Below are 26,742 nucleotides of genomic sequence, written 5' to 3'. Positions count from 1 at the left end.
AGCGCGGGTGGGGCGGGTGGGAGAGATGCGGTCAGGCGTCCTCGGCGCCGCCGAAGCGCTCCCGGTAGGACTCCAGGTCCTCCTCGGTGATCTTCGTGAAGAGCACCGGCGGAACGGTGAACGCGGTCCCGGCCGGGACGGTGTCCAGGGCCTTGGCCTGCTCGGCGGTCACCCAGGTCGCGGTGTCGCCCTTCAGCGCGAAGGCACTACGCATGGCAGCCGCAGTGGACGGAATGAACGGCTCGGAGACCACCGCGTACAGGTGGATCAGGTTCATCGCGGTACGCAGCGTCAGCGCGGCGCCGTCCGGGTCGGTCTTGATCTCCAGCCAGGGGGCTTTCTCCTCCAGGTAGGAGTTGCCCGCCGACCACAGCGCACGCAGAGCAGCCGCGGCCTTGCGGAACTGGAGGGCCTCCATCTGCACCTCGTACTCGGCGAGGAGCCGCGCGATCTCCTCGCCCAGCTTCGCCTCCGCCTCGCCGACCGTGTGGCCCGCCGGGACCTCGTCGCCGAATCGCTTGCGGGAGAAGGACAGCACGCGGTTGACGAAGTTCCCCAGGGTGTCGGCCAGGTCCTTGTTGACCGTGGCGGCGAAGTGCTCCCAGGTGAACGACGAGTCGTCGGATTCCGGGGCGTTGGCGATCAGGAAGTAGCGCCAGTAGTCGCCGGGGAGGATCTCCAGGGCGGCGTCCGTGAAGACGCCACGCTTCTGGGACGTGGAGAACTTGCCGCCGTAGTACGTCAGCCAGTTGAAGCCCTTGACGAAGTCGACCTTCTTCCACGGCTCGCGCACGCCCAGCTCGGTGGCCGGGAACATCACCGTGTGGAAGGGGACGTTGTCCTTGGCCATGAACTGGGTGTAGCGGACGGTGTCGTCGGCCTCGTACCACCACGACTTCCAGTCACGGACCTCGCCGTCCGGGGCGGTGTCCGCCCACTCATTCGTCGCGCCGATGTACTCGATCGGGGCGTCGAACCAGACGTAGAAGACCTTGCCCTCAGCTGCGAGATCGGGCCAGGTATCGGCCGGCACCGGGACGCCCCAGTCCAGGTCGCGGGTGATCGCACGGTCGTGCAGGCCCTCGGTCAGCCACTTGCGAGCGATGGCCGAGGACAGATGCGGCCACTCCTCGCTGACCGCGTCGATCCACGCCTCGACCTCCTGCTGGAGCTTGGACTGCAGCAGGAACAGGTGCTTGGTCTCGCGGACCTCCAGCTCCGTGGAGCCGCTGATCGCCGAGCGCGGGTTGAGCAAGTCTGTCGGGTCGAGGACGCGGGTGCAGTTCTCGCACTGGTCGCCGCGAGCTTTGTCGTAGCCGCAGTGCGGGCAGGTGCCCTCGACGTACCGGTCCGGCAGGAAGCGGCCGTCGACAGGCGAGTACACCTGGCGGATGGCGCGCTCCTCGATGAAGCCGTTCTCGTTCAGCTTCCGCGCGAAGTGCTGGGTGATCTCGACGTTCTGCTGCGACGAGCTGCGACCGAAGTAGTCGAAGGCCAGCTCGAACCCGTCGTACACGGCCTTCTGCGCGTCATGGGCCTGAGCGCAGAACTCCTCGACCGACAGCCCGGCCTCCTTCGCGGCCAGCTCGGCCGGTGTGCCGTGCTCGTCGGTGGCGCAGATGTAGAGGACGTCGTGGCCGCGCTGGCGGAGGTACCGGGAGTACACATCCGCCGGAAGCATCGACCCGACCATGTTGCCCAGGTGCTTGATCCCGTTGATGTAGGGAAGCGCGCTGGTGACCAGGTGTCGAGCCATCCTCGGATGCTCCATTTCGTACGTACGGCGCCGGCGGCGGTGCCACGGCGGGCCCAAGTCGGGAAGCTGCAGCTGTTGCGATCACTAAGTTCGCGTCTTGATGTCACGCACTGTGACGGTACGGGTCTGCAGGCCTCCGCCATCGTATCGAACCAGCGGTTTGCCCTTCCCGCGGGTTTTGCGACCTCCAGGGCCAAGAAGGCGCTCGGCCGTCCGAGACAGGCGGCCAAGCGAGTCTCGTACGGCCGAGGCACCTCCCATCTTAGAGCGCCCGCCGCGCCGCCGATCCGCATGCACCGCCCACACCCCCGCACGAATCCCAAGAGATGGACAGCATGATCAAGAAGCGCGCCTTCCAGCAGCTCCGCGTCGTCGTAGTCGGGCAGGGATACGTTGGACTCCCGCTCGCCGTCAGAGCCGCCGAGGTCGGGCACCAGGTCCTCGGCTTCGACGTGGACTCTCAGCGCGTCAAGCGGCTCGTACGCGGAGAGTCATACATCGAGGACATCCCAGACTCGCGCCTTGCCCCGCTCCTTGCCACCGGCGCCTATCGCCCGACCATCGACGCCTCCGACTGCGCGCACTTCGACATAGCGATCGTCACGGTCCCCACGCCCCTCCGAGACGGGGCGCCTGACCTGTCCCACGTCGAGGACGCAGCGCGGATGCTCGGCCGCCACCTCACGCGCGGAGCGACCGTCATCCTGGAGTCCACCACGTACCCCGGCACAACCGAGGAAGTCTTCGGCCCGCTCCTCGAACACGCCTCCGGCTTGGTCGCCGGCCATGACTTCCACCTCGGCTACAGCCCCGAGCGCATAGACCCAGGAAACTCCACGTGGAAGCTGGAGAACACCCCCAAGGTCATCTCCGGCATCGACCCCGCCTCCAAAGAAGCCGTCCACCGCTTCTACTGGTCCCTCGTCGACACGGTCGTTCCGGTCGCCAGCTGTAAGGAGGCCGAGCTGGCCAAGCTGCTGGAGAACACCTTCCGGCACGTGAACATCGCGCTCGCCAACGAGCTGGCGATCTTCGCCCACGAACTGGACATCGACGTCTGGTCGGCGATCGACGCGGCTTCCACCAAGCCTTTCGGGTTCATGCGCTTCACCCCGGGACCGGGCGTCGGAGGCCACTGCTTGCCCATAGACCCGTCGTACCTGTCCTGGCGTGTCCAGCGCACCCTGGGCCGCAACTTCCGCTTCGTCGAGCTGGCGAACGACGTCAACAACCACATGCCCGACTACGTCGTCCGGCGTCTCGTCGACGGCCTCAACCAGCGCCGGAAGTCGCTCAACGGCTCCCGGATCCTGCTGCTCGGCCTCGCGTACAAGGCCAACACCGGGGACGCCCGCGAGACCCCGGCGGCGCGCATCGCCGAGCTGCTCATCGGCATGGGCGCCGAGGTTCAGGCGGCCGACCCTCACGTCAGCGACGACGCTCACCCTCGCGCAGCCGACCTGGAGAACCTCCAGCGAGTCGAGGCGACTCCCGAGTGCCTCGCTGGAGCCGACGCCGTCGTCCTGCTCGCCGACCACGACACCTTCGACTACCCCCTCATCACCGCCCACGCCCCGTACATCCTCGACTGCCGCCGCCGACTCGCCGGCGCCCACGTCGACTCTCTCTGAAGGGAAGCCACGTGAAGATCGTGATCACCGGCGGCGCCGGATTCATCGGCAGCAACCTGGCCCGGACCCTGATGAGGCGCCCCGAGATCAGCCCGCTCCGGGTGATCGACAACCTCTCCACCGGCCGCAAGGAGAACATCGCGGGTCTCAACCTCGACTTCTTCGAGGGCGACATCCAGGACGCCGCGCTCCTGAAGCAGGCATTTCATGGCGCCGACGCCATCGTCCACCTCGCCGCCCTGCCGTCCGTTCCTCGCTCCGTGAAAGACCCCCTGGCCAGCCACCATGCCAATGTGACCGGAACCGTCCAGGTCCTCGAAGCAGCCCGCCGAGCCGGCAACCTGCACGTGATCGCCGCCTCCTCGTCATCCGTCTACGGGGCGAACCCGCACCTCCCGAAGCACGAAGACCTCACCACCGCCCCGATGAGCCCGTACGCGGTCACCAAACTCGCCACGGAGGCGTACTTGGGCGCGTACCACTACAGTTTCGGCCTCCCGGTATTGCCCTTCCGCTTCTTCAACGTCTACGGGCCCGGCCAGCGCGCCGACCACCCCTACGCCGCGGTCATACCGAAGTGGATCAGCGCTACGCTCAACGGACGCCCCCTGACCGTGCACGGTGACGGCACTCAGACACGCGACTTCACGTACGTGGGCACGGTCTGCGAGGTCCTCACCGACGCCCTCCTGCGCCGAGTCGTCGAACCCTGGCCAGTGAACCTGGCCTTCGGTACGCGAACGTCCCTCCTGGACCTGATCCCCGAGATCGAGGCCGCAACCGGGTTCCGTGCTCTCCCGGACCACACAGCCGACCGCGTCGGTGATGTCCCTCACTCACAGGCTGACGGCAGTCGCCTTCGAGCGCTCTTCCCGACGATCACGCCCATACCGCTAAAGGAAGGAATATCAGCAACAGCCAATTGGCTCCGCACTGGCCCACGAATGCAGCCATCAGCAACACCGGTCGAGGCGGCTTGCTGTGCTTCACCAATCCGCAGCACGGCATCACCTTCGACTACGCGATGAACCACACAATCGGGGCCCTGACGATTTGCGTGTGACGTCTCCTGTCGACGCAGTGCGAGCCGACCGGTCCGCCCACGGCGGTGCAAATTTCATAGCGGGGAGAAAAGTGGTCGAGGCGGGGTCACCCGCGCCCATGCGCCCCCGTAGGGCCCCCACCCCCCCATGGCTGACTGGCATAACCCTTCGCCATGGATGGCCAGGGTGGGCAGAGGCTGGCTTGGTGGGCGCGGCCATGGGCGCGATCGGCGGGTACATGAGCGGTCGAGCTTAGCTCAGGGCCCATCGAGGGTGTACAGCTCCAGCTCTCTGGACAGCGAGCAGACGCTTTGTGGCAGGGAGAAATCGATGCGTGTGCTCCTTGTTGATGTTGAGCATCTATGGAATCGGCTCACGCGACGCGCTTCTGCGGGAGTTGCGAGACATGCAGAACGAATGTCTACTGCGCAGGCCTCGCTGTTGCTCCGTGCACCTTAGAGGAGGCCAGAGGAGTAGGCCAAGCGCTGCGGCGGCAGTAGACGGACTGTATCGCTGGTGTGTTGCGTAGGCAGGTAGGACTGAAGGCGGGCAGGAATGGCGTCGAGAGGCTCTCGCGAGACTGGTCACCTACGGACAGCAACGGACGAAGTCTACTACTGACGCACAGAGGCGCTACTCGGCCAGTCTGCGCAATGAGTAATGAAATATAATTCGATCGAAATGACTTAATAATACTTTAGTGTCAGCTAAAGTAAGTCATCTTCAGCAGATCAATAGCGAAGACTTTGAGTTGGAGAGCAAATCTCGATCGAGGCAAGAAAATTCCAAGCTGTTCTGGTGGCTGCAATGCAAAGCCTAATGAATATTGAGCAAAGCGGGAAGGGTGAGAGTAAGGGAAAGGAACAAGTATGGTGGACAGGGTCTGCAGTCACCATGTCAGTGGCAGGTCTATTGGTCAGTGACACTGTCGCTGCTGGTGCAGGTACTCACATCAATAAAGAAATAGACTGTGCACTCTCGCACCTCAAGCGAGGCGCAGTGGTGAGCACACACGCCAAGCACGAGTGAGCGTGACTTGGGCAACTGGGGTTACGGAGGTGCGAGAGGGCGACGAGAAAGGGCGTCGCTCTTGCGTCTCTGCGCTACCCCTGTTCCAGCCTTGACCGTCCTCGGGGTCGTAGTCGGGGTTCAGGGCGGAGACGAAACCGGCCTCTGCGAGAAGGCGCTCGTGCTCATGGATGGTCGGGATGGGATTTGACCGCGACGTCGACGACCTCCTGTTCGAGGTTACCCGCCCCCTGTATTTCGCCGTGGGTCTCAGAGTCTCCGACGCGCAGCTCCCAGCGAACGGGGCACGCTGTCACGAGTGATGGTGCGGAACTGTTCCGGCGCCGACGCTGACGACAGCCCGCGCCACCGATGACTGCCCGGCGCAGCGGCAACCGCCGTGCTGATGCCTCGGGGCTGCCCAGTGCCCGTACCCGTGGTGTACGTGGTGAGGTCAAGATCATCGCTATCGCCTTCGCTTTCCTTCGCTATCCTGCGCCGCCCCCTTCGCTATTGCGCCGCCTCTCTACGTAGTAGAGGGCGAAGCGAAGGCGAACACGAAGGCACGAAGGGAGCAGGGACGAAGCCGGATCACCTGTCGTTGTCTTCACCGATCGGGCCATCGGTGAGAGCGTCCTTACCGATGTCGGTGATGGTGTAGCTCGTGCCGGTCTTCTTCACGAGGTCCTTGCGGACGAGCGTGTCCATCCACGACGCGGTGGTCGAGGGGGCCCATGGCTTGGCGGTCTTCGGGTTCGGCCCCTCCTCCTCAGTCACGTGCCGGGCGATGGCCGACACCCCCAGACCGCCGACCTCATCGGTAGCGGCCAGGATGGACAGGATGAGGAGCTGGCGGGCGTTGACCTCGGGCGTGTGCTGCACCTTGGAGCCGCTGTGGGTCGCTCTGGTCGGTGCGAGAGAGCTCCAGCCCTGCTCCGCATCGCCTACCTTCTCCAGGTCCAGCAGGAAGGCGTCCATGGCTTCGGCGTCCTTCTGCTTCCCCTTCGGAGCCCTGGTCGAGAGCACCACCTTCAGGTCGTCCTTTCGCTTCACCGCGATCACGGTGGTCGCGGCGGCGTAGATGGCGGTGGCGCCGCGCATCCCCTTCGCGTCATCGGCACCGAAGTGGTGGACGAGGAGGATGCACGCGCCGGTGGCTTCACGGAGCTGGTGCAGGACGTTCATGACCACGCCCATCTCCGTGTTGTCGTTCTCGCTCACGCCGACGGTGCACATAGCCTGCGTGTCGAAGATGATCAGCCCGTAGCCGGTGCCCTGCTCCCTCTGGCGCTTCACATGGGCCAGCAGCGCGGGCATCTCCACGACCAAGTCGGAGAGCTGGACGGCCCTCGGGTAGAACATGACCTGATCGCGGGGAATCTTCCGGCCGTTCTTCCGCTCCCACGCGCGGATGCGGTCGCCGTACGCCCCGGCGCCCTCGGCGACGATCACCAAGGACGCGACGATCGCCATCGGCCGGTCGTCACCGTGGTACGTCATCCCGAAGGCGGCCCTCGCCGCGATGTCCAGAGCTAGGAACGATTTGTACGTGTTTGAGGGACCTGCCAGCCACGCCAGGGAGTCCGTGTAGAGGAGACCGTCGATCAGCGCCTCGGGGCGCTTCACCGAGAGCATCGCGTCGACGCCCATGAGTCCGTCGGACTCGAAGGCATCCAGGAAGCACTGGGCGGCTGCGTCCAGCTCACCCGACAGCCGACGCTCCATTTTCTCCCGCTTGACCTTTTCGCGGGCCGCGTCACGGCGGCGGGCCTCGGCGTCGGCCTTCTCCTGCGCCTTGATCTCGTCGTCGTCGGACGCCTTCAGGTCGTCGCGGCAGCTCTGCATCTGCTTGATGAATGCCTGCTTGACCGCCCCCCTCGGGTTGCTCTCTTCGTTGAGGCCGAAGACATCGGTCATGCGCGCGCTAGTGAACGTCGGGTCGGCGGTCATCGCTATGCCCCATGCGAAGGCGTCCCACGCTTCGCGGGGCCAGCCGATCTCTTCCCAGGGCTCCGGCCTCTGCTCCTGCTTCGAGGCCTCGGTGCCGGCTGAGTGGGAGCGGTGCCTGCAGGGGAGGTACTGGTTGTGCAGCGGGCACGTCTCACCACCCTGGCCGGGGATGGTGGCCTCGTCGGCGTCGGCGTCGGCGTCGGGCGCAGGCTGACTGAACTTAGACATCGGCGTTCCCCGGGATTCCGCCCGGCGACGTCCCCCGGGGCCTGGGCCGACTCCTGCTGCGGAGCCTCCGCCTGAGGTCGCTGGGGGGCTGACTGAAGGGGCTCATGCAGCATCACCTTCGTCGTCAGTCAGGCATCCGCATCCGTCCTTGTGGAGGAAGATCGCCGGTATTGCCTTCCCGGCCCGGGGCAGGGCTCGCTGCTGCTTGTGGTTCGGCATCTGAGGTTGGGCCCCGCAGTCGGGGCACTTCCAGTGCAGGTTGGCGGCCCGGCGGACTGCGAGCGCGTTCTTGAGCGCGTCGGGGGCGGAGTCAGGAATGGTCGGCTGTATGACCAGGGCACTTTCTCCTTCCAGCCGAGTTGCGGTGAGGTCGTATCCCATCTGGTAGCCCTCGGGGTCACCGCTCCGAGAGCTGCTCATCTCATGCGGCATTGGGGGCCACCGCCTCCCTTCCAGAACGCCCACAGCTCATCCAGGTAGGCATGGAACTCGGGCGTCTGGCAGTCCTCGCATACGGGGTACTGCACCGAGCCGTGCCGACCCGTGCCTTGAACGACGCCCGCAGCGTCCCCGTCCGGGACGAGGGCGTCACACAAGCGGCAGTTGTCCGGAATCAGTGTGCGCTCGGTGTCACCGCTCCTGGGGCTCCACTTCTCATGCGGCATTGCGGCGACCGCCCTCCGGGAGGGCCTGCTGCTCGTCGAGCCATACCTCGACATCCTCTGGGCGATAGCGGCGGTGTCGCCCGACCTTGATCGACTTGGGTCCGATTCCCCGATAGCTCCACTGGGCGAGCGTTGCTACGGGAACCCCCAGGTACTCGGCTACTTCGTTGCGTGTCATCAACTTCGGCTTGTCAGGCATGCATGCTCCCTAAGAGGCATCTACGCGCCCAGCATGCACGCTGGGCTTGTAAAATGCCAAGGAGTATGGAATTTTGCTTATGTGGCAGAAAAGCAGAGGCGATACGCAGAGCGTGGGCCCGTGGGTGAGCAGGTGGCGATCAATGTGAAGCGCCTTCGCCGCCAGACAACCGAAGAACTGGCCGAAACCGTGAGTGCATTGGGTGTGCCGATGAGCGCCTCAACCATCACCAAGATCGAGAGGCAGAAGCGGCGGGTCACCGTTGATGAACTGGTTGCCTTGGCTGCTGCGCTGGATGTGTCTCCTGTCACATTGATGCTGCCTGCAGCTGACTCTGGCCAGGGAGTCCGTCTGGCGCCGCGGCTCTTGGCGCACGCCTGGAGCCTCACGTGGATGTGGATGCACGGCGACACCCAGCTCGTTGTGGACGGAATCGAGGAGAGCGGGATCGGGCGCTTCCAGTGGGTGGCCATGAACCGTCCCTACCTGACCGAGAAGTCCATCAAATCCGTCGAGTTCGCCCAGCCGAACGCAACAACAGAGATTGAAGATGAGGGTGATGGCCCAGGTAGTTGATCGCTGGCATCGGTCCCGGCCTTCGAAGAGCGCGGAGTCGTGCACCGAGCACAGCAGCCGTACGAAGCTGCTTGCTCCGTCCGCCGACCACGGTAAGGGGAAGCGGTGGCAGGTCCGCTACCGCGATCCGGACCGGAGGCAGGTGAAGGAGAACTTCACAACGAAGCCACAGGCGGAGCGCAGGGCGGCCGAGATCGTCATGGACCTGGACAAGGGCCAGTACGTCCATCCCGGCGAGTTGCGGATCACCTTCCGTGAGTACGCCGAGCGGTGGCGCAAGGCGCAGCCGCATAGGGCGACCACGGCGCGGGACGTCGAGGCCGTCCTGCGACTGTACGTGTATCCGGCGTTCGGTCCCCGGCGGCTGACATCGATCAGGCAGAGTGAGCTGCAAGCCTGGCTGACCGGCCTCGTCCGAGTGAACGGCCTGGCTCCTCGTACGGCCAGGAAGGTGCAGCAGAAGGTCACCGCCGTGTTCAACGCGGCTGTGCGCGACCAGTTGATGCCGACATCACCCTGTGCTGGCCTCAAGGCCGCAGGGGTCCCTCACGACGAGGTCACCCCGCTCACCTCAGCGGATGTCCACAAGCTCGCCGACGCCATGCCGGACAAGTACCGGGCGCTGGTCATCCTCGCGGCCGGAAGCGGGCTGCGGGCCGGAGAACTCTTCGGCCTCCAGGTCAGGCACATCGACTTCCTCCGTCGTACGGTGAAGGTCGAACAGCAGGTTCAGCGGGCGTATCCCGGCGTGGTCGTATGCCCGCCCAAGACGAAGCGTTCCTATAGGACGGTGCCCGTACCGCAGAGCGTCATCGATTCCCTGGCCGCTCACCTGAAGGCGTACCCGGCCGGCCAGGACGACTTCGTGTTCGCGGGCCCCGTCAACGCGGATCACTTCGCCGGCAACGTGTGGCGTCCGGCGGTCAGGGCAGCCGGGCTGCCGAAGGGCACCAGGCTGCACGCTCTGAGGCACACGTATGCAAGCGTCCTGATCAGGCACGGTAAGGGACCGAAGACCGTGGCGGCGCGGCTGGGCGACACGGTGGCCGTGGCGATGGCGATCTACGCACACCTGTTCCCGGACGAGGATGAGGACACCCGCGAGGCGGTTGAGGAGTTCCTGCACGAGGCTGCCTGATGTGCCCTCGATGTGCCCTCGGATCATGGCCGAACAGTTGAACGCCTGGTAGCCCGGATGGCAGCGGCGCACAGGTGAGTTCGCCCACAACGGCCCTTGGCGGAGGAGCGACCGGAGGTTTTGCGCCTTACGCTCGACGCACCGCACGACCCCCGACGCCCCTCTCAGACTTATCCCGCCAGCGGAGGTTTCTGCTTCATGAAGCTCACCGTCGTCGGCTGCTCGGGGTCGTTCCCGTCCGCGGAATCGGCCTGCTCGAGCTACCTCGTCGAGGCCGACGGCTTCCGGCTGCTTCTCGACATGGGCAACGGTGCCCTGGGCGAGTTGCAGCGCCACTGCGGTCTCTACGACCTCGACGCGATCTTCCTCAGCCACCTGCACGCCGACCACTGCATCGACATGTGCGCGTACTTCGTCGCGCGCTACTACCGCCACGACGGCGGCCGCTGCGATCCGCTCCCCGTCTACGGACCGGAAGGCACGGAACACCGGCTGACCACCGCCTACGCGGACACCCCCTCCGCCTCCTCCATGAGCGAGGTCTTCGACTTCCACACGGTCAAGCCGTCCACCTTCGAGATCGGCCCGTTCACGGTGCACACCGAGCGCGTGGCCCACCCCGTGGAGGCGTACGGCATCCGCGTCGAACACGACGGCAAGGTCCTGACGTACTCCGGCGACACCGGCCTGAGCCCCGCCCTGGACGAACTCGCCCGGGACGCCGACCTGTTCCTGTGCGAGGCGGCGTTCACGCACGGCAAGGAGAACATCCCCGACCTGCACCTCAACGGCCGCGAGGCGGGCGAGACGGCGGCCCGGGCAGGTGCCCGGCGGCTGGTCCTCACGCACATCCCGCCGTGGACGGACCCCCAGGTCAACCTGGCCGACGCCCGCGCGGTCTACGACGGTCCCGTGGACCTCGCGGCACCGCGGCAGACGTACGAGGTCTGACGGGGCTGTCCCGCACCCGAGCACGACGAGGCCCCGGAACCGAAGCGGTTCCGGGGCCTTCAGCGTGTGCGGGGCCTGCCGCCGGGTCAGGTCCTACTTCGCCTCCGCCTTCTGGAGCTCCGCGAGTTCCTCGTCGGACTCGCGGCCCGGCGTCGGCAGGTTGAACTTGGTGATCGCGAAGCGGAAGACCACGTAGTAGACCGCCGCGAAGCACAGACCCACCAGGGCCAGGCCCCACGGGTTGGTCGCGATGCCCAGGTTCAGGAAGAAGTCCACCGCGCCGGCCGAGAAGCCGAAGCCGTCCTTCATGCCCAGGGCCCAGGTCAGCGCCATCGAGACACCGGTGAGCACGGCGTGGATCGCGTACAGCACCGGGGCGATGAACATGAAGGTGAACTCGATCGGCTCGGTGACGCCCGTGACGAACGAGGTCAGCGCGAGGGAGAACATCATGCCGCCGACGACCTTGCGGCGCTCGGGCCGGGCGCAGTGCACGATCGCCAGGCAGGCGGCCGGCAGGGCGAACATCATGATCGGGAAGAAACCGGTCATGAACTGGCCGGCGCTCGGGTCGCCCGCCAGGAACCGGGCGATGTCACCGCTCTTGCCCTCGTAGGTGCCGGCCTGGAGCCAGGGGAAGGAGTTCAGCAGGTGGTGCATGCCGATCGGGATCAGCGCGCGGTTGGCGACGCCGAAGATGCCCGCGCCGACGGCTCCGGAGCCCACCAGCCACTCGCCGAGGTTGTGCAGGGCCGTACCGAGGACCGGCCATATGTAACCGAAGACGATGCCGATGACCAGGCCCGCGAAGGCGGCGAGGATCGGGACCAGGCGGCGACCGCCGAAGAAGCCCGCCCAGTCGGGCAGCTTGGTGCGGTAGAAGCGCTGGTAGAGCAGGGCGACGACGAGGCCCATCACCACACCGCCGAGCACCTTGGCGTCCACCGGCGCGTCCGTCATGACGACCTTGCCGTCGACGGCCGTCGCCACCTGGGGCAGGTTCGGGTCGGTGAACGTGGCCAGCACGTTCTTGAAGACCAGGTAGCCGACGACGGCGGCGAGAGCGGTCGAGCCGTCCGACTTCTTCGCGAAGCCGATCGCGATGCCCACGGCGAACAGCAGCGGCATGTTGTCGAGGATCGCGTTGCCGCCCGCGCTCATGAAGCTCGCGATCTTGGTGATGAACTCCGGGAACGACTCCCGCCCGAGCATGTCGGTGTTGCCGAGGCGGACCAGGAGCGCGGCGGCGGGCAGCACGGCGACGGGCAGCATGAGGCTGCGGCCGATGCGCTGCAGGACCGCCATCACCGCGGACCCCTTCTTGGGGCTCGCGGGCGCGGCTGTGGCTGTGGACATGAACTTCCTCCATGGGGCACGGCGCCGCCCAGGGAAGAGTTCGACGGGGGACGGCGGCGTCTCAAAAGGGGAACGCGGTTCAAAAGGGCACCGCGCGACCTCCACCAGTGAGTGGTGTAGACCAGTTGTAGCACGGTAGGCCGAACGAGCGGAACCCGCCAATTCCGCCCGCTCCGACGACCGGAAGATCACGCAGTAGAGGAGCGCGTGTTCGTCCAGTGGAGCCAGTTCCGGCGAGCGCGGGCAGGACTCGCGGCGACCTCGGCGCCGGCGGGGCTGCCGGCACTCATTCCCTGCCCCTTTGTCGAGAGGCAGGCTCGTGGTGTAGACCAGTCGAACGGACGGTCGCACACTGACGTGACGCCATCCTTCGGCACGCACGACATGACCGCTCGCAAAGTTGGGTCAACTGTGGGTTACTGCGACAAAGCGGTTCGGATCAGGGAGAACGAACATGGCCACCAAGGCTGAGAAGATCGTTGCCGGGCTCGGCGGCATCGACAACATCGAAGAGGTCGAAGGCTGCATCACCCGCCTGCGGACCGAGGTCGTGGACCCCGCCAAGGTCGACGAGGCCGCCCTGAAGGCCGCCGGCGCCCACGGCGTCGTCAAGATGGGCACCGCGATCCAGGTCGTCATCGGCACCGACGCCGACCCCATCGCCGCGGAGATCGAAGACCTGATGTGAAGCGCGGGGATCGTCCCGGGCTTCACCCCCTGACGAACCCCCGAGGCCAGTCGTGAGGGCCCCTTCCCACCGCGGGAGGGGCCCCTTCCATATGTACGGATAGGCTCAGCGGCATGTCTCGAATCGACGGCCGCACCCCCCAGCAACTCCGCCCGATCACCATCGAACGCGGCTGGAGCAAGCACGCCGAAGGCTCCGTCCTCGTCTCCTTCGGCGACACCAAGGTCTTCTGCACCGCCTCCGTCACCGAAGGCGTCCCGCGCTGGCGCAAGGGCAGCGGTGAAGGCTGGGTCACCGCCGAGTACTCCATGCTGCCCCGCTCCACCAACACCCGCGGCGACCGCGAGTCCGTCAAGGGCCGCATCGGCGGACGCACCCACGAGATCAGCCGCCTCATCGGCCGCTCGCTGCGCGCCGTCATCGACTACAAGGCCCTCGGCGAGAACACCATCGTCCTCGACTGCGACGTCCTCCAGGCCGACGGCGGCACACGCACCGCGGCCATCACCGGCGCCTACGTGGCGCTGGCCGACGCCGTCGCCTGGGCCCAGCGCAAGAAGCTCATCAAGGCCGGCCGCCAGCCCCTGACCGGCACCGTCAGCGCCGTCTCCGTCGGCATCGTCGGCGGCGTCCCCCTCCTCGACCTCTGCTACGAGGAGGACGTCAAGGCCGACACCGACATGAACGTCGTCTGCACCGGCGACGGCCGCTTCGTCGAGATCCAGGGCACCGCCGAGGCCGAACCCTTCGCCCGCGACGAACTCAACGCCCTCCTCGACCTCGCCGTCGCCGGCTGCACGGAACTCGCCGCCCACCAGCGCACGGCGCTTGATACCGTCCTCGAAAAGTAAAGGGCGCGCCAAGACAGGTGCTCGGCACGGGCAACCGCGCCGAGCACACTCGCGTCTGAAGAAGTACGGGCGCACGGCTCATCCCTGTGCGCTCGGCCAGCCACACGGGCCGCCCGGCCCGACCGACGAGAGGGACCGTTCCATGGCCGCGAGCCGCCGACGCCGCACCGCAGCCGTCGCCGCCACCCTGGCGGCCGTCGCGCTGACCGCCGGACTCACCACCGGCTGCGCCGCCGTCGACAAGGCGCTGGACTGCGTCCAGACCGCCGACGCCATCGCCGACAGCGTCACGGAACTCCAGCAGGCCGTGGACAACGCCGCGAACGACCCGACGCAGCTCGACGAGTCCCTCGACTCCATCGACAAGAACCTCGACAAGATCGGCGACAAGTCCGACAACGCCGACGTCAGCAAGGCAGTCGACGACCTCGACCAGGCCGTCGGCAACGTCCGTACGGCGATCAAGAACGGCGACGAGACGCCCGACATCAGCCCGGTCACGGACGCGGCCGGCGAACTGACCAAGGTCTGCACGCCGTAACGCTGCGCCGGCTGGGCCGGGCTACTCGTCTGCCGGGTTTCGGTGGACGTTCGACCGCGGGTCCGTCGTGGCTGGTCGCGCAGTTCCCCGCGCCCCTGATGGGGCGCGGCTGCGGCAATACTGGGGCCATGACGCGCTTGATCCTCGCCACTCGCAACGCCGGAAAGATCACCGAACTTCACGCGATCCTCGCCGAAGCCGGGCTGCCCCACGAACTCGTCGGTGCCGACGCCTACCCGGACATCCCCGACGTCAAGGAAACGGGCGTGACGTTCGCCGAGAACGCACTCCTCAAGGCCCACGCCCTGGCCCGGGCCACGGGCCTCCCGGCCGTCGCCGACGACTCCGGCCTCTGCGTCGACGTCCTGAACGGCGCCCCCGGCATCTTCTCCGCCCGCTGGTCCGGCCGCCACGGCGACGACAAGGCCAACCTCGACCTGCTCCTCGCCCAGCTCTCGGACATCGCCGACGAACACCGCGGCGCCCACTTCGCCTGCGCGGCGGCACTGGCCCTGCCGGACGGCACGGAGCGGGTGGTCGAGGGCCGGCTGCGGGGCGTCCTGCGCCACGAGCCCACGGGCTCGGGGGGCTTCGGCTACGACCCGATCCTCCAGCCGGACGGGGAGACGCGGACGTGCGCGGAACTGACTCCGCAGGAGAAGAACGCGATCAGCCATCGGGGGCAGGCGTTCAGGGCGTTGGTGCCGGTGGTTCGGGAACTGCTTGACTGACGGCATGGAGAAGGGCGCCCCACTGAGTGGTGCGCCCTTCATGGATGAGCCCGGTGGGACTCGAACCCACGACACACCGGACCTAAACCGGCGCCCTCTTGCCAGCTGGGGTACGGGCCCACAGCGCTGCCTACTCTACTTGGCGTGATGGACCGCTCGGCGGCCTCCTCGGCACCACGTCCTGGTGATCGCGTGGCAATTCGGGCAGAGCAGCCGCAGGTTCTCGCGCCGGTCGTCGCTCCAGTCCCCGTTGATGTGATCGACCTCCAGCGTCATGGGCTTGCCGAGCCACTCGGGGCCGATGCCGCATCGCGTGCACCGCTCAGGCACACCAGCGGCTCCGAGCGCGCGGCGCAACAGCGAGGTGCCGGTCCTGCGCTTGCCGTCGTGCCGGACCAGAATCTCCTCGGGGCGCTTGGCCGGGATGGTTCCCGGTTTGCCCTGGTTGTGCGCCTGTCCCAGAAAGTGTGCCGTGTCGACGTGTTGTTGGCTGATCCACTGGCGCAACATCGCCCGCTGCCCGCCGTTGTCCGGCCGGCCCAGGCGGCGCAGCACCTCTGCGAGGGAGACGGACTGGGCGACCGCGACGCGCAGTTCCTCGGGAGTGGGTCGGGCTCGCCGCCTGCTCAGGAGACACGCTCCTGCGCGCGTCCCTTGCCACGCCCCCGGTAACTGTCCGTCGTCGAGTGACAGTTGGGACAGAGGAGTCGAACGTTCTCCACCCGGTTGTTTCGCCAGTTGCCGTCGATGTGGTCAACCTCCAGAGGTAGCGGTTCCCCCAGCCAGAGAGCTTCGATACCGCACAGGGCGCAGCGCTCCTCGATGCCCAGCTCCCGCATGGCCCTCTTGAGGCGGGTACTCGGAACCCGTCTGGCGCGCGTCGATGTGTCCTCGATGAGGATTTCCTCGGCGGTTCGACGGCGCTGGTTGTTCCTCATGTTCTCCGTGCGGACCACCGGCACGAAGTGCGACGTGTCGATCCCGTACGCCTTGATCCGGCGGCTGATGTGCGTGTGATGCCCGCCCACCACCTCCAGCCCGAGATGCCCCAGCACCTCGCACATGTTCGTCGACGCCGCGACCGCCCGCTCAAGGACGTCTCTCGTCCACTTCACCCCCTCCCGCTCGAAGTGCGACACGTCCACCCCGAGCCTCTTCATCCGCTCGTGCACATACCGCCGCGTCGGACTCCTCGGATCCACCCCCAACCGCACCAACGCCTCCGACAACGTCCGCGCCCCCCGAGCCGCCTCCTCCAGCCGCTCCCTGGTGTACGCACTCGCCCCCATCGAGCCCCTCCGTCACCCCGTCCCCGACCACCCGTTCGTGATCTCGCACGGAGTAACGAACCGTTTATCGGACAGTCACGCCCGAAATGCGGAACGGCTCGTACCGGACCTATCCGGTACGAGCCGTTCCAGGATGCAGAGGGACCTCAGATCCCCAGATCCTTGATGATCTTCGCCACGTGCCCCGTCGCCCGGACGTTGTACAGCGCGCGCTCGACCTTGCCCTCCTCGTCCACGACGATCGTGGAGCGGATGACGCCCATGTAGGTCTTGCCGTAGTTCTTCTTCTCGCCGAAGGCGCCGTACGCCTCCAGGACCTGCTTGTCCTGGTCGGCCAGCAGCGTGACCTTGAGGGACTCCTTGTCGCGGAACTTGGCCAGCTTCTCGGGCTTGTCGGGGGAGATGCCGATCACCTCATAGCCCGCGCCGGCCAGCAGCTCCAGGTTGTCCGTGAAGTCGCAGGCCTGCTTGGTGCAGCCGGGGGTGAGGGCGGCCGGGTAGAAGTACACGATGACCTTGCGGCCCTTGTGGTCCGACAGGGACACCTCGGTGCCGTCGGCGTCGGGCAGGGTGAAGGCGGGGGCCACATCCCCCGGCTGGAGTCGCTCGCTCATCGGACCAGCGTAACCGGGGGTCCTGACAGTGCGATGAGCCGTGGAGCTGACAGACTGTGCGGCACAGGCTTCACACCGACTTCGGAGGCGACACGGTGGCGGACACGGCGGACACCAGGACCCCGGCGCAGATCGAGGCGGACATCAGGCGCCGCCGCGAGACCCTGGCCGAGACCCTCGACGAGATCGGGGTGCGGGTGCACCCGAAGACGATCGTCGGGGACGCGAAGGCCAAGGTGGCGTCCAATATCGATCACACCCTCGGGCGGGCCTATGTGGAGGTCAACCGGGCCGTCACCGATGTGCGGGCGCGGTTCGTGGACGAGGAGGGGGCGCCGCGGCTGGAGCGGGTCGTGCCCGTCGCGCTCGTCGTCGTCGGTGTGGTCGGGCTGCTCGCCGTCAGCATGCGGCGGCGCAAGGGCTGACCCGACCGCTTACGTTCACGGGGAAGACAGGTAGGTTTCAGGGCGTGAGCGCCAAGAGAAACGAGCACAGCACCCATCCCGACAAGCTGCCCATCCGGATGCTGCACGACCGCGTACTCGTGCGGCAGGACACCAGCGAGGGCGAGCGGCGTTCCGGCGGCGGCATCCTGATCCCCGCCACGGCGGCGGTCGGCCGGCGGCTGGCCTGGGCCGAGGTCGTCGCGGTGGGGCAGAACGTACGGACCGTGGAGCCGGGCGACCGGGTTCTGTTCGACCCGGAGGACCGTGCCGAGGTCGAGGTGCGCGGTATTGCGTACGTGCTCATGCGCGAGCGTGATCTGCACGCCGTGGCCGCGGACCGGTTCGAGGGCTCGGAGGACTCGACGGGCCTTTATCTGTAGTCCGGGCAGCAGCGCGAAGGGGCCGGTGACGGGTGTCACCGGCCCCTTCGCCGTTGCTTTGCTACGTTGGAGGGATCCCCGACGAGACGCGCCGTACCGGGATGAAGGCAAAGACGACGCACCGCACCGTCAGCCCGATTCCCGGAGGTGCCGTCATGGCCTGGGTTCTGCTCGTCGTCGCCGGTCTGCTCGAAGTCGGGTGGTCCGTCGGTATGAAGTACACCGACGGTTTCACGCGCCCGCTCCCCAGCGTTCTCACCGGTGCCGGCATCGTCGCCAGCATGCTGCTGCTGTCGCATGCGGCCAGGACCCTGCCCATCGGTACCGCCTACGGCGTGTGGGTGGGCATCGGCGCGGCCGGTGCGGCGGTGTTCGGCATGGTCGTGCTGGGGGAGCCGGCCACCGCCGCCCGGATCTTCTTCGTGTGCCTGCTGCTGGTCGCCGTGGTGGGGTTGAAGGCGACCTCCGGCCACTGAAAGGCGACCTCCGGTCACTGACCAGACCTATTCGCGGCGCGAGCCCTGCGGGACCACGCCCCAGCCGGGGCCCGTCGGCCCGCCCGTCGCGCCGCCGTCGGTCTCGTCGCCGCCGCCCTCCGTCGTGCCGCCGTCGGTCGTACCGCCGTCGGTGGCGGTGCCGCCGTCGCCGGTCCCCCCGTCCGCGGTGCCGCCGCCGGTCGGGGACTCGCCGCCCGTGCCGCCGTCGGTGGTGCCGCCGTCGGTCTGGCCCTGGGTCTGGCCCGCGGGGGCGCTCGGGCTCTGGCCGGGCGTCTCGGTGCCGGTGTCCTGGCCGCCGGTGGACGTGCTGCCGCCGTCGCTGGTGCTGCCCGTGGTGGGGTCGGCCGGGGCTTCGGTGCCGGGGGCCTGCGGGACGTCGGAGCCCGGGGCGAGCCTGAGGTCGAAGTCGGTGACCGGCTTGCCCTTCAGGGCGTCCCGGGTGAACTGGGCCCAGATCTCGGCGGGTGCCCCGCCGCCGTTGATGCGGTCCTGGCCCATCGCGCCGTACAGCGACTTGTGGGCGGCGGTGACCGGGTCCTGGCCCATGACGGAGACGACCGTGGCGAGGTCGGGGGTGTAGCCCGCGAACCAGGCCGCCGTGTCCTCCTCGGCGGTGCCGGTCTTGCCCGCGGCGGGGCGGCCAGCGGCCTGCGCGGCGGAGGCCGTGCCGTTCTGGACGACGCTGCGCAGGACCGAGGTGGTGGTGTCGGCGGCCTCGCGGCTCACGGCCTGCCGGGTGCGCCGCTCGGGCAGCTCGATCGGCGTGCCTTCCTTGGTGACCTTCTCGACCATCGTGTACGTGCCGTGCCGGCCGTGGTTGGCGAGCGTGGCGTACGCCTCCGCCATGTCGAGGACGCTGGCGGTGGCCGTGCCGAGCGCGATGGCGGGGCCGTCGGCGAGGTCGGGGGTGGCCTCGGGGACGCCGAGGTCGATCGCGGTCTGCTTGACCTTCTGGGGGCCGACGTCGGCGGCCATCTGCGCGTACACCGAGTTCACGGACTTGTCGGTGGCCTCGGTGACGGTGACGTCGCCGTAGGAGACCTGGTCCTCGTTCTCCGGAGCGTACGGGTCGCCGGTCCAGCCCTGGACCGGGCGCTTGTTGGTGCCGTCGTAGATCGTGTACGGGGTGATCGGGCGGCCGTCCTGGGTCTGCGAGTCGTTCTCGACGGCCGAGGTGAACACGAACGGCTTGAAGGTGGAGCCGACCTGGAAGTCCCTGCGGGTGGCGTTCGGGGTGTACTGCTTGACGTAGTCGACGCCGTTGTACATCGCCACGACCTTGCCGGTCTTGGGGTCGACGGCGGCGCCGCCCGCGCGGACGTAGGTGTCGACCTTGTTGTTCTTCTTGTCCAGCTTGTCCATCAGCTTGTCGTTGACGGCCTTCACGAAGGCGTCCTGCCTGGGCTTCTGGAGCGTCGTGGTGATGCGGTAGCCGCCGGCGTCGAGCCGGCTCTCGTCGATGATCTTGTTCTGGGTGAGGTAGTCCTTGACGGTCCGGACGATGTAGCCGCGCTGCCCGGACATGCCGGTGGAGAGGGTGGACTCCTTCGGCATGGGGAACTTCATGCCGGCCCGCTTCGACTCGCTGAGCCAGCCCTTCTTGACCATGCCGTCCAGGACGTAGTTCCAGCGGGACTCGGCGGCCTTGCGGTTCTCGGGGTGGGCGACGACGTCGTACTGGCTGGGGGCGTTGACGAGCGCGGCGAGGTAGGCGCCGCGGGCCGGGTCGAGGTCCTTGGCGTCCATGCCGTAGTAGGCCTGGGCGGCGGCCTGGATGCCGTAGGCGTTGCGGCCGAAGTAGCTGGTGTTGAGGTAGCCCTCGAGGATGTGGTCCTTGCTCTGCTCGCGGTCCAGCTTGATCGCGATGAAGAACTCCTTGGCCTTGCGCGTGACGGTCTGTTCCTGGCGCAGGTAGTAGTTCTTCACGTACTGCTGCGTGATCGTGGAGCCGGACTGCTTGCCCTTGCCGAGGGCCGTGTTCCAGGCGGCGCGGACCATGGCCTTGGGGTCGACGGCGGACTCGGTGTAGAAGTCGCGGTCCTCCGCGGCCAGGATCGCGTGCTGGGCGTCCTTGGAGATCTGCGGGAGCGAGACGTTCTCCCGGTTGATCTCGCCGTCGCGGGCGATCACGGAACCGTCCGCGTAGAGGTACACGTTGGCCTGCTTCGTGGCGAGCGCGTTGGCCGGCGGGATCTTCACCAGTGAGTAGCCGAGGGAAAAGCCGCCGACCAGCAGCAGGGTGACGATGATGAAGGCGCCGAGCGTCATACGCCAGGTCGGGATGATCCGGCGCCAGCCGGTCCGCTTCGGTTTCCCGGCCGGCCGGGCCTCCGGCGTGTTCGGGTCGCCGTCCGCCTGCGGCTCTGTCGGTGCCCAGCCCGGTGTCGGCTGCTGCGGCTGAGGCTCGTCACTCATGTCGTGCACGGACTCCTGTTTCGCGTCGTACGTCGTTCCCGTACGTCTCTGCTCGCTCTTGCGCCCCTGTGATGAAGACTGTCCCATCCGGCGATCAGTTCCCTGACCGAGGGCCGTGTCGTAGCCGTGTGGCGAGGCGGGCCCCGCGCGGCGAACACGCGGGCGGGCGCAGGGGGGAACTGCGTTACCCTGCACGCCTGTTCGATTGGCGATCTTGCCTGCGCGAGATTCGCCTGAAGGGGGACACGACCGACGATGCGACTGCTCGCACGCTCCGCCCTGGCCGGCACCGCCGCCACACTGCTCGCCCTGGCCACGGGCACCTCGGCCCACGCGGACGGACTGGATCGTACCGTCTGGGCCGGTGCCGACTGGAACGTCACGCCCCACGCGGACTCGGGTGGCAAGGCCCACATCCAGACCTACGGCGAGATCTTCACCATCACCGACCTCGCCAAGGACGGCCACTCGACCATCGGGATCATCTCCATCGGCGGCGAGGCCAACACGTACTACTACTGGAACCGCGGCGGCGTGGACTCCACCCGGACGCTCAACCTGGACATCGAGGAGGGCACGCCGATCACCATCAAGGCGTGCATCGGCGACTGGAAGGGAAATCCGGACACCCCCGCCGCCGGGATCATCTGGGAGAAGTGCAGCGGCTGGGCACAGACCGACGCGTGATCGAACCCTCCGTGGGGCGCTCCGGGCACGGCCCGGGGCGCCCCACGGCGTTTGCCCGGGGGCGGGAAAACCCGTGGCACGCGTGATCGCCGCTCCACTAGGCTCCTGCGCTTCGGTGCCGTGCGGCGAGGAGGGCTGTGGTGGTGGGCTCGGCGCGGTTGTACGCGGCGGTCGCGGCGGGGGGCTTCAGGCGGTACGCGACGTATCGGGCGGCCACGGTGGCCGGGGTGTTCACCAACACGGTCTTCGGCCTCATCCTCGTCTACACCTACCTGGCGCTCTGGGAGGAGAGGCCGCATCTCGGAGGGTACGACCAGGCGCAGGCCGTGACCTATGTGTGGCTGGGACAGTGCCTCTACGCGACGCTGGCCATCCAGGGCGGCGGAGCCGAGAAGGACCTGATGGAGCGCATCCGCACCGGCGAGATCGCCGTCGACCTGTACCGGCCGGCCGATCTCCAGCTGTGGTGGCTGGCGGGCGACGTGGGGCGGGCGCTGTTCCAGATGCTGGGGCGGGGCGTCATCCCGTTCGCGTTCGGCGCGGTCTTCTTCCCCATGGCGCTGCCGACGTCGGTCGTCCCCTGGGCGGCCTTCGCGGTCACACTCCTGCTGGCGACGGTCGTCAGTTTCGCGATCCGCTATCTGGCGGCCCTGAGCGTGTTCTGGCTCATGGACGGCATGGGCGTCAACCAGGTGCTGATGATCACGGGGATCTTCTTCTCGGGCATGGTGCTGCCGCTGAACGCCTTCCCGGGCGTGTTCGGCGACATCGTGCGGGTGCTGCCGTGGGCGGCGCAGATCCAGATGCCGGCGGACGTGCTGATGGGGGAGACCGACCCGCTCGGGGCGTTCGTCTTCCAGGCGGCGTGGGCGGTGGCGCTGCTGGCGGCCGGGCGGCTGTTGCAGTCGGCCGCGACGCGGCGGGTGGTGGTGCAGGGTGGGTGAGCGGAGCGTCCTGCTGGAAGGGCTGCGGGCCTACCGGCTGATCGCCGGGATGTGGGTGCGGTCCAGCATGACCTACCGCACCTCCTTCGTCGTCACGGTGTTCGGCAACCTGATGGTGACCGGCCTGGACTTCGTGGGGATCCTGCTGATGTTCTCGCAGGTCGACTCGCTCGGCGGCTGGTCACTGCCCGAGATCGCCTTCCTGTACGGGCTGTCGGTGACGGCGTTCGGGATCGCCGACCTGGTGCTGGGCTCGATGGACGTCCTGGGCGCCCGGATGCGCGACGGCTCGTTCGACATCCTGCTCGTGCGTCCCGCGCCGGTGCTCGCCCAGGTCGGCGCCGACCGCTTCGCGCTGCGCCGCCTGGGCCGGATCACGCAGGGCGCGGTGGTACTGGGCTGGGCGCTGGCCTCGGTCGACGTCGACTGGAGTGCGCCGAAGGCGCTGCTGGTGCCGGTGATGGTGGTCAGCGGCGCGGCGATCTTCTCGGCCGTGTTCGTGGCGGGCGCGGCCTTCCAGATCTTCGCCCAGGACGCCGCGGAGGTGCAGAACGCGTTCACGTACGGCGGGACCACGCTGCTTCAGTATCCGCCGACCGTGTTCGGGAAGGACCTGGTGCGCGGCGTGACCTTCATGCTGCCGCTCGCCTTCGTCAACTGGGTCCCCGCCGCCCATGTGCTGGGCCGGCCGTACCCGATCGAACTGCCGCAGTGGACGGCCTTCGCGTCGCCGCTGGTGGCGGTGGCCTGCTGTGTGCTGGCGGGGATGGCGTGGCGGGTGGGGCTTCGTTCCTACCGGAGTACAGGGAGTTGAGGTGACCGGCGTGGACAGCGGCCTGACCGGAGTGGACGACGGTTCGACCGGGGCGGACAGCGGGTTCATCGAACTCGACGGCGTCGAGAAGGTCTTCGACGTGCGCAAGAAGACCGGCTTCATGAAACGGGAACGGCGGCAGGTGAGGGCCGTCGACTCGATCTCCTTCCGCGTGGAACGCGGCGAGATGGTCGGCTACATCGGCCCGAACGGCGCCGGCAAGTCGACCACGATCAAGATGCTGACCGGCATCCTCACCCCGAGCGCCGGCCGGCTCCGGGTCGCCGGCATCGACCCCTCCCGCGACCGCATGCGGCTCGCGCACCGCATCGGTGTGGTGTTCGGGCAGCGTACGACGCTGTGGTGGGACCTCCCGCTGGTCGACTCGTACCGGCTGATGCACCGCATGTACCGGATCCCGGACGCCCGTTACCGCGAGAACCTCGACCGTCTGGTCGAACTCCTCGACCTGGGCGACCTGCTGGACGTGCCGGTACGGCAGCTCTCGCTCGGGCAGCGCATGCGCGGCGACATCGCGGCGGCGCTGCTGCACGACCCGGAGGTGCTGTACCTCGACGAGCCGACCATCGGCCTCGACGTCGTGTCGAAGTCCAAGGTGCGGGAGTTCCTGCGGGAGTTGAACGCCGAGCGCGGCACGACGGTGCTGCTGACCACCCACGACCTCCAGGACATCGAGCAGTTGTGCAAGCGGGTGATGGTCATCGACCACGGGCGCCTGATGTACGACGGCCCGCTCGCCGGGCTGCACGAGGCGGGGGAGAGCGAGCGGATCCTGGTGGTGGACCTGGAGCGGGAACTGCCGCCGATCGACGCCCCGGCCCCCGCCCGGGTCGTCCGGGTGGACGGTCCGCGGCAGTGGCTGGCGTTCCCGGCGGCGGAGTCGGCGGCGCCGCTCGTCGCGCGGATCGCGGCGGAGTACCCGCTGGTGGACCTTTCGGTGCGGGAGCCGGACATCGAGGCGGTGATCGCCCAAATGTACGCGGAGCGCGCGACCGCATAGTGCCCGGGACATGTAACTCGTAGGCTGCTGTATATGACCGACGACTCAGTCCCGGACCTCCGCGCCTCCGACGCCGACCGTGAACGGGTCGCCGAGATCCTGCGGGACGCCCTCGCGGAGGGCCGTCTCGACATGGCGGAGTTCGAGGAGCGGCTGGACGCGACGTACCAGGCGCGGACCTACGGGGAACTGGCGCCGATCACCCGCGACCTGCCGGCCCCCGGTCTCACCGCGCCCTCCGTGTCACTGACCAAGGAGCCCGCCGCCGACTCGGACCTGTCCGGGCGGATCGTCGGTGGTGAGGGATCCTCGACGTGGGCCGTCGCCGTGATGTCCGGCTTCCAGCGCAAGGGGCGCTGGACGATGCCCCGGCGGTTCACCTGCCTGGCCTTCTGGGGCGGCGGGGAGATCGACCTGCGCGAGGCGAACTTCGCTGACCGCGAGGTCGAGATCAACGCGATCGCGATCATGGGCGGGATCGACGTCATCGTCCCGCCCGGCGTCGAGGTCGTCGTCCGCGGCATCGGCATCATGGGCGGCTTCGACCACCAGGAGGAGGGCGTCCCCGGCGCCCCCGGCGCCCCGCGCGTCATCATCACCGGCTTCGCCTTCTGGGGCGGCGTCGGCGTCCAGCGAAAGCTGACCCGGGCGGAGAAGCAGCGGCTCCGCGAGGAACGGCGCCAGGAGAAGCTGGACGGCCGGGCGGGGCGACGTCAGCTGGACTGAGGCGCCTCTGCCGTCTGCGGGCAGTCGTGCCGCTTGGGGCGGCACCGACGCCAGTGCGCAAGAAGCACGCAGTGGCTACAGCTTCGCCGGCGCCGACCCCTTCAGGCTCTCGAGGTCAAACGCCTCGGCCATCCGCGCATACCCCTTGTCACTGGGATGCAGATGATCCCCGGAGTCGTAGTCGGCCCGCAGCCGCCGCGGGTCATAAGGATCACGCAGCGCCTTGTCGAAGTCGACCACCGCGTCGAACACCCGCCCCGCACGGATCTCCGCGTTGATCTGCTGCCGCACGGCTTCCCGCGCGTCCGAGTACCCCCGGTGCCCGCCGAACGGCATCAGCGTCGCCCCCACTACCTTCAGCCCCCGCGCGTGCGCCTGCCCGACCATCGTGCGCAAGCCGCCGAGAATCGCGTTCGGATCGGCGAGCCGCGGATTGCGCAGGATGTCGTTGACCCCGAGGTCGATGACGACGACCTTGGCGTTCGTCCGCTCCAGCACGTCCCGCGCGAAGCGGTTCAGCCCGCTGGGGTTGTCCGCAGGCCTGCCCAGCCCGTCCGTGAGGACCCGGTTCCCGCTGATGCCCTGGTTGACGACGCTGTAGCGCGGCAGGTCCCGCCCGGCCGCGATCTCCGCGCGTAGCCTGTCGGACAGGACGTCGGTCCACCTGTTGTTGGCGCCGACGGTGGACGTGATCCCGTCGGTGAGCGAGTCGCCGAGGACGACGACCGTCCCGTCGGCCTCGTTGCTCAGCACGTCCAGCGCGGTCAGGTAACGCCAGTACAGACTCTGCTCGGTGTACGGCGCGCCCGTCGCGTCAGCCGTGTGGTCGCCCTGGGCGACGTAGGAGGTCTGCCGGGCGCGAGGGTGGTACGTCACCGGGCCGGAGCTGGTCGGCGTGTACGTGGTGATCAGGACGTCCGCGTCGGGCGGGATGACGATGCGCACGGCGTCGCTCATCACCTGGCGGCCGGGCGGGATGACGACCGTCGGCCCGCCGTTGAAGGTCAGCTGCCGCATCGTGTCCGAGAGCGCCGCGGGCGTGCCGCTGCCGGCGGCGACCGCGATCGAGGCCTGCGTGATGCTCAGCGGCGACTGGCCGTAGAGATTGGACAGCGTCACGCGGGCACTCGTACCGCCGACGCTGGTGTGGACGACGTTGCGCACCGAACGGTCCGCCATGCCGGTCGTCTCCGTGCCGGGCTCGGCCGCGGCCGGGGAGGTGGACCAGGTGCCGACCCAGGTGCCGGTGGAGGCGGGGGCGGCGGAGTTGTTCGGAAGACGGCTGTCGGTGATGGCGTTCCGGCTGTGCGTGCCGTCGTCGGACGCCACTCCGACGTATATGGCGGTGGAAAGGGCCACGATGGCTGCGACCAGCCCGGCCAGAAGGGCACGGTATTTGGTGGGGGAAACCCCCACACTCCCGTCACGACCCCGGGTCATGCTGTGTAGTTCTCCTCGGGCGATGGGAGCCCCAGGCTCCGATCTGATGTGCCCATGATGCGTCATGGGCAGGGGGAAGCTCACAGGACCCCCCATGGCATTACCCCCTCCCGACAGACGCCGGGAACTCCTGATCCGTTCCAGGAGTCGGTCAGGA

26 protein-coding genes, 1 tRNA gene and 1 riboswitch are annotated in these 26,742 nt (G+C 68.0%); of the genes, 17 read left to right on the top strand and 10 right to left on the bottom strand.

Features of this window, described 5'->3' with window-relative positions:
* Positions 1-31: 31 nt before the first annotated feature.
* Complete coding sequence (metG, locus tag CP976_RS16835; RefSeq protein ID WP_150481113.1) at positions 32-1,756, bottom strand: methionine--tRNA ligase; 1,725 nt, start codon at positions 1,754-1,756, stop codon at positions 32-34.
* Positions 1,757-2,091: 335 nt separating this feature from the next.
* On the opposite strand from metG, the gene CP976_RS16830 reads away from it, so the two are divergent.
* Both CP976_RS16830 and CP976_RS16825 read left to right on the top strand, forming a co-directional pair.
* Entirely contained in the window at positions 2,092-3,387 is a 1,296-nt protein-coding gene (locus CP976_RS16830; RefSeq protein ID WP_150481112.1) for a nucleotide sugar dehydrogenase, read from the top strand.
* Positions 3,388-3,398: 11 nt separating this feature from the next.
* Entirely contained in the window at positions 3,399-4,415 is a 1,017-nt protein-coding gene (locus CP976_RS16825; RefSeq protein WP_150481111.1) for an NAD-dependent epimerase/dehydratase family protein, read from the top strand.
* 1,614 nt (positions 4,416-6,029) lie between these two features.
* On the opposite strand, the gene CP976_RS16820 is transcribed toward CP976_RS16825, so the two are convergent.
* On the bottom strand, positions 6,030-7,616 hold the full coding sequence (locus tag CP976_RS16820; RefSeq protein WP_150481110.1) for an AAA family ATPase: 1,587 nt from the start codon (positions 7,614-7,616) through the stop codon (positions 6,030-6,032).
* 654 nt (positions 7,617-8,270) lie between these two features.
* On the bottom strand, positions 8,271-8,480 hold the full coding sequence (locus tag CP976_RS16815; RefSeq protein WP_150481109.1) for a helix-turn-helix transcriptional regulator: 210 nt from the start codon (positions 8,478-8,480) through the stop codon (positions 8,271-8,273).
* A gap of 120 nt (positions 8,481-8,600) precedes the next feature.
* Between CP976_RS16815 and CP976_RS16810 the strand changes: the two genes are divergently transcribed.
* The 3 genes from CP976_RS16810 (at position 8,601) to CP976_RS16800 (ending at position 11,145) form a co-directional block, all read left to right on the top strand.
* The gene (locus tag CP976_RS16810) at positions 8,601-9,056 is read left to right on the top strand and encodes a helix-turn-helix domain-containing protein (protein ID WP_229875195.1); all 456 of its coding nucleotides are present in this window, start codon (positions 8,601-8,603) and stop codon (positions 9,054-9,056) included.
* Positions 9,040-10,194 carry a tyrosine-type recombinase/integrase gene (locus tag CP976_RS16805; RefSeq protein WP_150481107.1) on the top strand — a complete coding sequence of 385 codons (1,155 nt, stop codon included), beginning with the start codon at positions 9,040-9,042 and terminating at the stop codon, positions 10,192-10,194. Before CP976_RS16810 ends, CP976_RS16805 begins: the two co-directional genes overlap by 17 nt.
* A 198-nt stretch (positions 10,195-10,392) precedes the next feature.
* A complete protein-coding gene (locus CP976_RS16800; RefSeq protein WP_150481106.1) occupies positions 10,393-11,145 on the top strand; it encodes an MBL fold metallo-hydrolase in 753 nt (250 codons plus the stop codon).
* Positions 11,146-11,238: 93 nt separating this feature from the next.
* Here the strand turns inward: CP976_RS16800 and CP976_RS16795 are convergent, their stop codons facing one another.
* Positions 11,239-12,501 carry a PTS transporter subunit EIIC gene (locus CP976_RS16795; protein WP_150481105.1) on the bottom strand — a complete coding sequence of 421 codons (1,263 nt, stop codon included), beginning with the start codon at positions 12,499-12,501 and terminating at the stop codon, positions 11,239-11,241.
* Positions 12,502-12,955: 454 nt separating this feature from the next.
* Here CP976_RS16795 and CP976_RS16790 point away from each other — a divergent pair, with 454 nt between their 5' ends.
* The 4 genes from CP976_RS16790 (at position 12,956) to rdgB (ending at position 15,312) form a co-directional block, all read left to right on the top strand.
* Positions 12,956-13,189 (top strand): PTS sugar transporter subunit IIB, encoded by a 234-nt coding sequence (locus CP976_RS16790; RefSeq protein ID WP_020270294.1) that lies wholly within the window; start codon positions 12,956-12,958, stop codon positions 13,187-13,189.
* Between the two features lie 113 nt (positions 13,190-13,302).
* The gene (rph, locus tag CP976_RS16785) at positions 13,303-14,040 is read left to right on the top strand and encodes a ribonuclease PH (protein ID WP_150481104.1); all 738 of its coding nucleotides are present in this window, start codon (positions 13,303-13,305) and stop codon (positions 14,038-14,040) included.
* 142 nt (positions 14,041-14,182) lie between these two features.
* On the top strand, positions 14,183-14,581 hold the full coding sequence (locus tag CP976_RS16780) for a hypothetical protein (protein ID WP_150481103.1): 399 nt from the start codon (positions 14,183-14,185) through the stop codon (positions 14,579-14,581).
* A gap of 128 nt (positions 14,582-14,709) precedes the next feature.
* Positions 14,710-15,312 carry an RdgB/HAM1 family non-canonical purine NTP pyrophosphatase gene (gene rdgB, locus CP976_RS16775; protein WP_150481102.1) on the top strand — a complete coding sequence of 201 codons (603 nt, stop codon included), beginning with the start codon at positions 14,710-14,712 and terminating at the stop codon, positions 15,310-15,312.
* A 45-nt stretch (positions 15,313-15,357) separates the two neighbouring features.
* Here the strand turns inward: rdgB and CP976_RS16770 are convergent.
* The 4 genes from CP976_RS16770 to bcp form a co-directional block, all read right to left on the bottom strand.
* Positions 15,358-15,432: transfer RNA gene (locus tag CP976_RS16770), tRNA-Leu, on the bottom strand.
* A 15-nt stretch (positions 15,433-15,447) separates the two neighbouring features.
* Entirely contained in the window at positions 15,448-15,942 is a 495-nt protein-coding gene (locus CP976_RS16765; protein ID WP_229875257.1) for an HNH endonuclease, read from the bottom strand.
* Positions 15,939-16,601: an HNH endonuclease signature motif containing protein gene (locus tag CP976_RS16760; RefSeq protein ID WP_150481100.1), complete on the bottom strand. Its 663-nt coding sequence runs from the start codon at positions 16,599-16,601 to the stop codon at positions 15,939-15,941. Before CP976_RS16760 ends, CP976_RS16765 begins: the two co-directional genes overlap by 4 nt.
* A 146-nt stretch (positions 16,602-16,747) precedes the next feature.
* Positions 16,748-17,215, bottom strand: a complete 468-nt coding sequence (bcp, locus tag CP976_RS16755; protein WP_150481099.1) for a thioredoxin-dependent thiol peroxidase — start codon at positions 17,213-17,215, stop codon at positions 16,748-16,750.
* Between the two features lie 95 nt (positions 17,216-17,310).
* Here bcp and CP976_RS16750 point away from each other — a divergent pair, with 95 nt between their 5' ends.
* From CP976_RS16750 to CP976_RS16740, 3 genes are all read left to right on the top strand, one after another.
* Positions 17,311-17,640 (top strand): DUF3618 domain-containing protein, encoded by a 330-nt coding sequence (locus CP976_RS16750; RefSeq protein WP_150485373.1) that lies wholly within the window; start codon positions 17,311-17,313, stop codon positions 17,638-17,640.
* A gap of 44 nt (positions 17,641-17,684) precedes the next feature.
* Positions 17,685-18,041, top strand: coding sequence for a GroES family chaperonin (locus tag CP976_RS16745; RefSeq protein WP_010040015.1), 357 nt, complete (start codon positions 17,685-17,687; stop codon positions 18,039-18,041).
* A 55-nt stretch (positions 18,042-18,096) separates the two neighbouring features.
* A riboswitch (guanidine-III (ykkC-III) riboswitch) is annotated at positions 18,097-18,164 on the top strand.
* A gap of 32 nt (positions 18,165-18,196) precedes the next feature.
* Positions 18,197-18,517 (top strand): DMT family transporter, encoded by a 321-nt coding sequence (locus tag CP976_RS16740; protein WP_150481098.1) that lies wholly within the window; start codon positions 18,197-18,199, stop codon positions 18,515-18,517.
* A 27-nt stretch (positions 18,518-18,544) separates the two neighbouring features.
* Here the strand turns inward: CP976_RS16740 and CP976_RS16735 are convergent, their stop codons facing one another.
* Positions 18,545-20,953 carry a transglycosylase domain-containing protein gene (locus CP976_RS16735; RefSeq protein WP_150481097.1) on the bottom strand — a complete coding sequence of 803 codons (2,409 nt, stop codon included), beginning with the start codon at positions 20,951-20,953 and terminating at the stop codon, positions 18,545-18,547.
* A 255-nt stretch (positions 20,954-21,208) separates the two neighbouring features.
* On the opposite strand from CP976_RS16735, the gene CP976_RS16730 reads away from it, so the two are divergent.
* From CP976_RS16730 to CP976_RS16710, 5 genes are all read left to right on the top strand, one after another.
* On the top strand, positions 21,209-21,640 hold the full coding sequence (locus tag CP976_RS16730) for a hypothetical protein (protein WP_150481096.1): 432 nt from the start codon (positions 21,209-21,211) through the stop codon (positions 21,638-21,640).
* A gap of 143 nt (positions 21,641-21,783) precedes the next feature.
* Positions 21,784-22,584, top strand: coding sequence for an ABC transporter permease (locus tag CP976_RS16725; RefSeq protein WP_150485372.1), 801 nt, complete (start codon positions 21,784-21,786; stop codon positions 22,582-22,584).
* Positions 22,577-23,398, top strand: coding sequence for an ABC transporter permease (locus CP976_RS16720; protein WP_150481095.1), 822 nt, complete (start codon positions 22,577-22,579; stop codon positions 23,396-23,398). Before CP976_RS16725 ends, CP976_RS16720 begins: the two co-directional genes overlap by 8 nt.
* Before the next feature lie 10 nt (positions 23,399-23,408).
* The gene (locus tag CP976_RS16715; RefSeq protein WP_190146811.1) at positions 23,409-24,419 is read left to right on the top strand and encodes an ABC transporter ATP-binding protein; all 1,011 of its coding nucleotides are present in this window, start codon (positions 23,409-23,411) and stop codon (positions 24,417-24,419) included.
* A gap of 33 nt (positions 24,420-24,452) precedes the next feature.
* Entirely contained in the window at positions 24,453-25,145 is a 693-nt protein-coding gene (locus CP976_RS16710; RefSeq protein WP_150481094.1) for a DUF1707 SHOCT-like domain-containing protein, read from the top strand.
* A 75-nt stretch (positions 25,146-25,220) separates the two neighbouring features.
* On the opposite strand, the gene CP976_RS16705 is transcribed toward CP976_RS16710, so the two are convergent.
* Positions 25,221-26,585 (bottom strand): SGNH/GDSL hydrolase family protein, encoded by a 1,365-nt coding sequence (locus tag CP976_RS16705; protein WP_150481093.1) that lies wholly within the window; start codon positions 26,583-26,585, stop codon positions 25,221-25,223.
* Between the last annotated feature and the right edge of the window lie 157 nt (positions 26,586-26,742).

The organism is Streptomyces coeruleorubidus (assembly GCF_008705135.1).
Taxonomy (GTDB): domain Bacteria; phylum Actinomycetota; class Actinomycetes; order Streptomycetales; family Streptomycetaceae; genus Streptomyces; species Streptomyces coeruleofuscus.
The sequence above is the reverse complement of the archived record's forward strand: the minus strand, read 5'-3'. Positions and strand labels throughout refer to the sequence as shown.

What these genes read in the sequence shown, in the direction of transcription:
- metG (WP_150481113.1), bottom strand. Translation starts at nt 1,756, where the DNA reads ATGGCTCGACACCTGGTCACCAGCGCGCTTCCCTACATCAACGGGATC.
- CP976_RS16830 (WP_150481112.1), top strand. Translation starts at nt 2,092, where the DNA reads ATGATCAAGAAGCGCGCCTTCCAGCAGCTCCGCGTCGTCGTAGTCGGG.
- CP976_RS16820 (WP_150481110.1), bottom strand. Translation starts at nt 7,616, where the DNA reads ATGTCTAAGTTCAGTCAGCCTGCGCCCGACGCCGACGCCGACGCCGAC.
- CP976_RS16815 (WP_150481109.1), bottom strand. Translation starts at nt 8,480, where the DNA reads ATGCCTGACAAGCCGAAGTTGATGACACGCAACGAAGTAGCCGAGTAC.
- CP976_RS16805 (WP_150481107.1), top strand. Translation starts at nt 9,040, where the DNA reads ATGGCCCAGGTAGTTGATCGCTGGCATCGGTCCCGGCCTTCGAAGAGC.
- CP976_RS16800 (WP_150481106.1), top strand. Translation starts at nt 10,393, where the DNA reads ATGAAGCTCACCGTCGTCGGCTGCTCGGGGTCGTTCCCGTCCGCGGAA.
- CP976_RS16795 (WP_150481105.1), bottom strand. Translation starts at nt 12,501, where the DNA reads ATGTCCACAGCCACAGCCGCGCCCGCGAGCCCCAAGAAGGGGTCCGCG.
- CP976_RS16790 (WP_020270294.1), top strand. Translation starts at nt 12,956, where the DNA reads ATGGCCACCAAGGCTGAGAAGATCGTTGCCGGGCTCGGCGGCATCGAC.
- rph (WP_150481104.1), top strand. Translation starts at nt 13,303, where the DNA reads ATGTCTCGAATCGACGGCCGCACCCCCCAGCAACTCCGCCCGATCACC.
- CP976_RS16780 (WP_150481103.1), top strand. Translation starts at nt 14,183, where the DNA reads ATGGCCGCGAGCCGCCGACGCCGCACCGCAGCCGTCGCCGCCACCCTG.
- rdgB (WP_150481102.1), top strand. Translation starts at nt 14,710, where the DNA reads ATGACGCGCTTGATCCTCGCCACTCGCAACGCCGGAAAGATCACCGAA.
- CP976_RS16760 (WP_150481100.1), bottom strand. Translation starts at nt 16,601, where the DNA reads ATGGGGGCGAGTGCGTACACCAGGGAGCGGCTGGAGGAGGCGGCTCGG.
- bcp (WP_150481099.1), bottom strand. Translation starts at nt 17,215, where the DNA reads ATGAGCGAGCGACTCCAGCCGGGGGATGTGGCCCCCGCCTTCACCCTG.
- CP976_RS16740 (WP_150481098.1), top strand. Translation starts at nt 18,197, where the DNA reads ATGGCCTGGGTTCTGCTCGTCGTCGCCGGTCTGCTCGAAGTCGGGTGG.
- CP976_RS16735 (WP_150481097.1), bottom strand. Translation starts at nt 20,953, where the DNA reads ATGAGTGACGAGCCTCAGCCGCAGCAGCCGACACCGGGCTGGGCACCG.
- CP976_RS16730 (WP_150481096.1), top strand. Translation starts at nt 21,209, where the DNA reads ATGCGACTGCTCGCACGCTCCGCCCTGGCCGGCACCGCCGCCACACTG.
- CP976_RS16710 (WP_150481094.1), top strand. Translation starts at nt 24,453, where the DNA reads ATGACCGACGACTCAGTCCCGGACCTCCGCGCCTCCGACGCCGACCGT.
- CP976_RS16705 (WP_150481093.1), bottom strand. Translation starts at nt 26,585, where the DNA reads ATGACCCGGGGTCGTGACGGGAGTGTGGGGGTTTCCCCCACCAAATAC.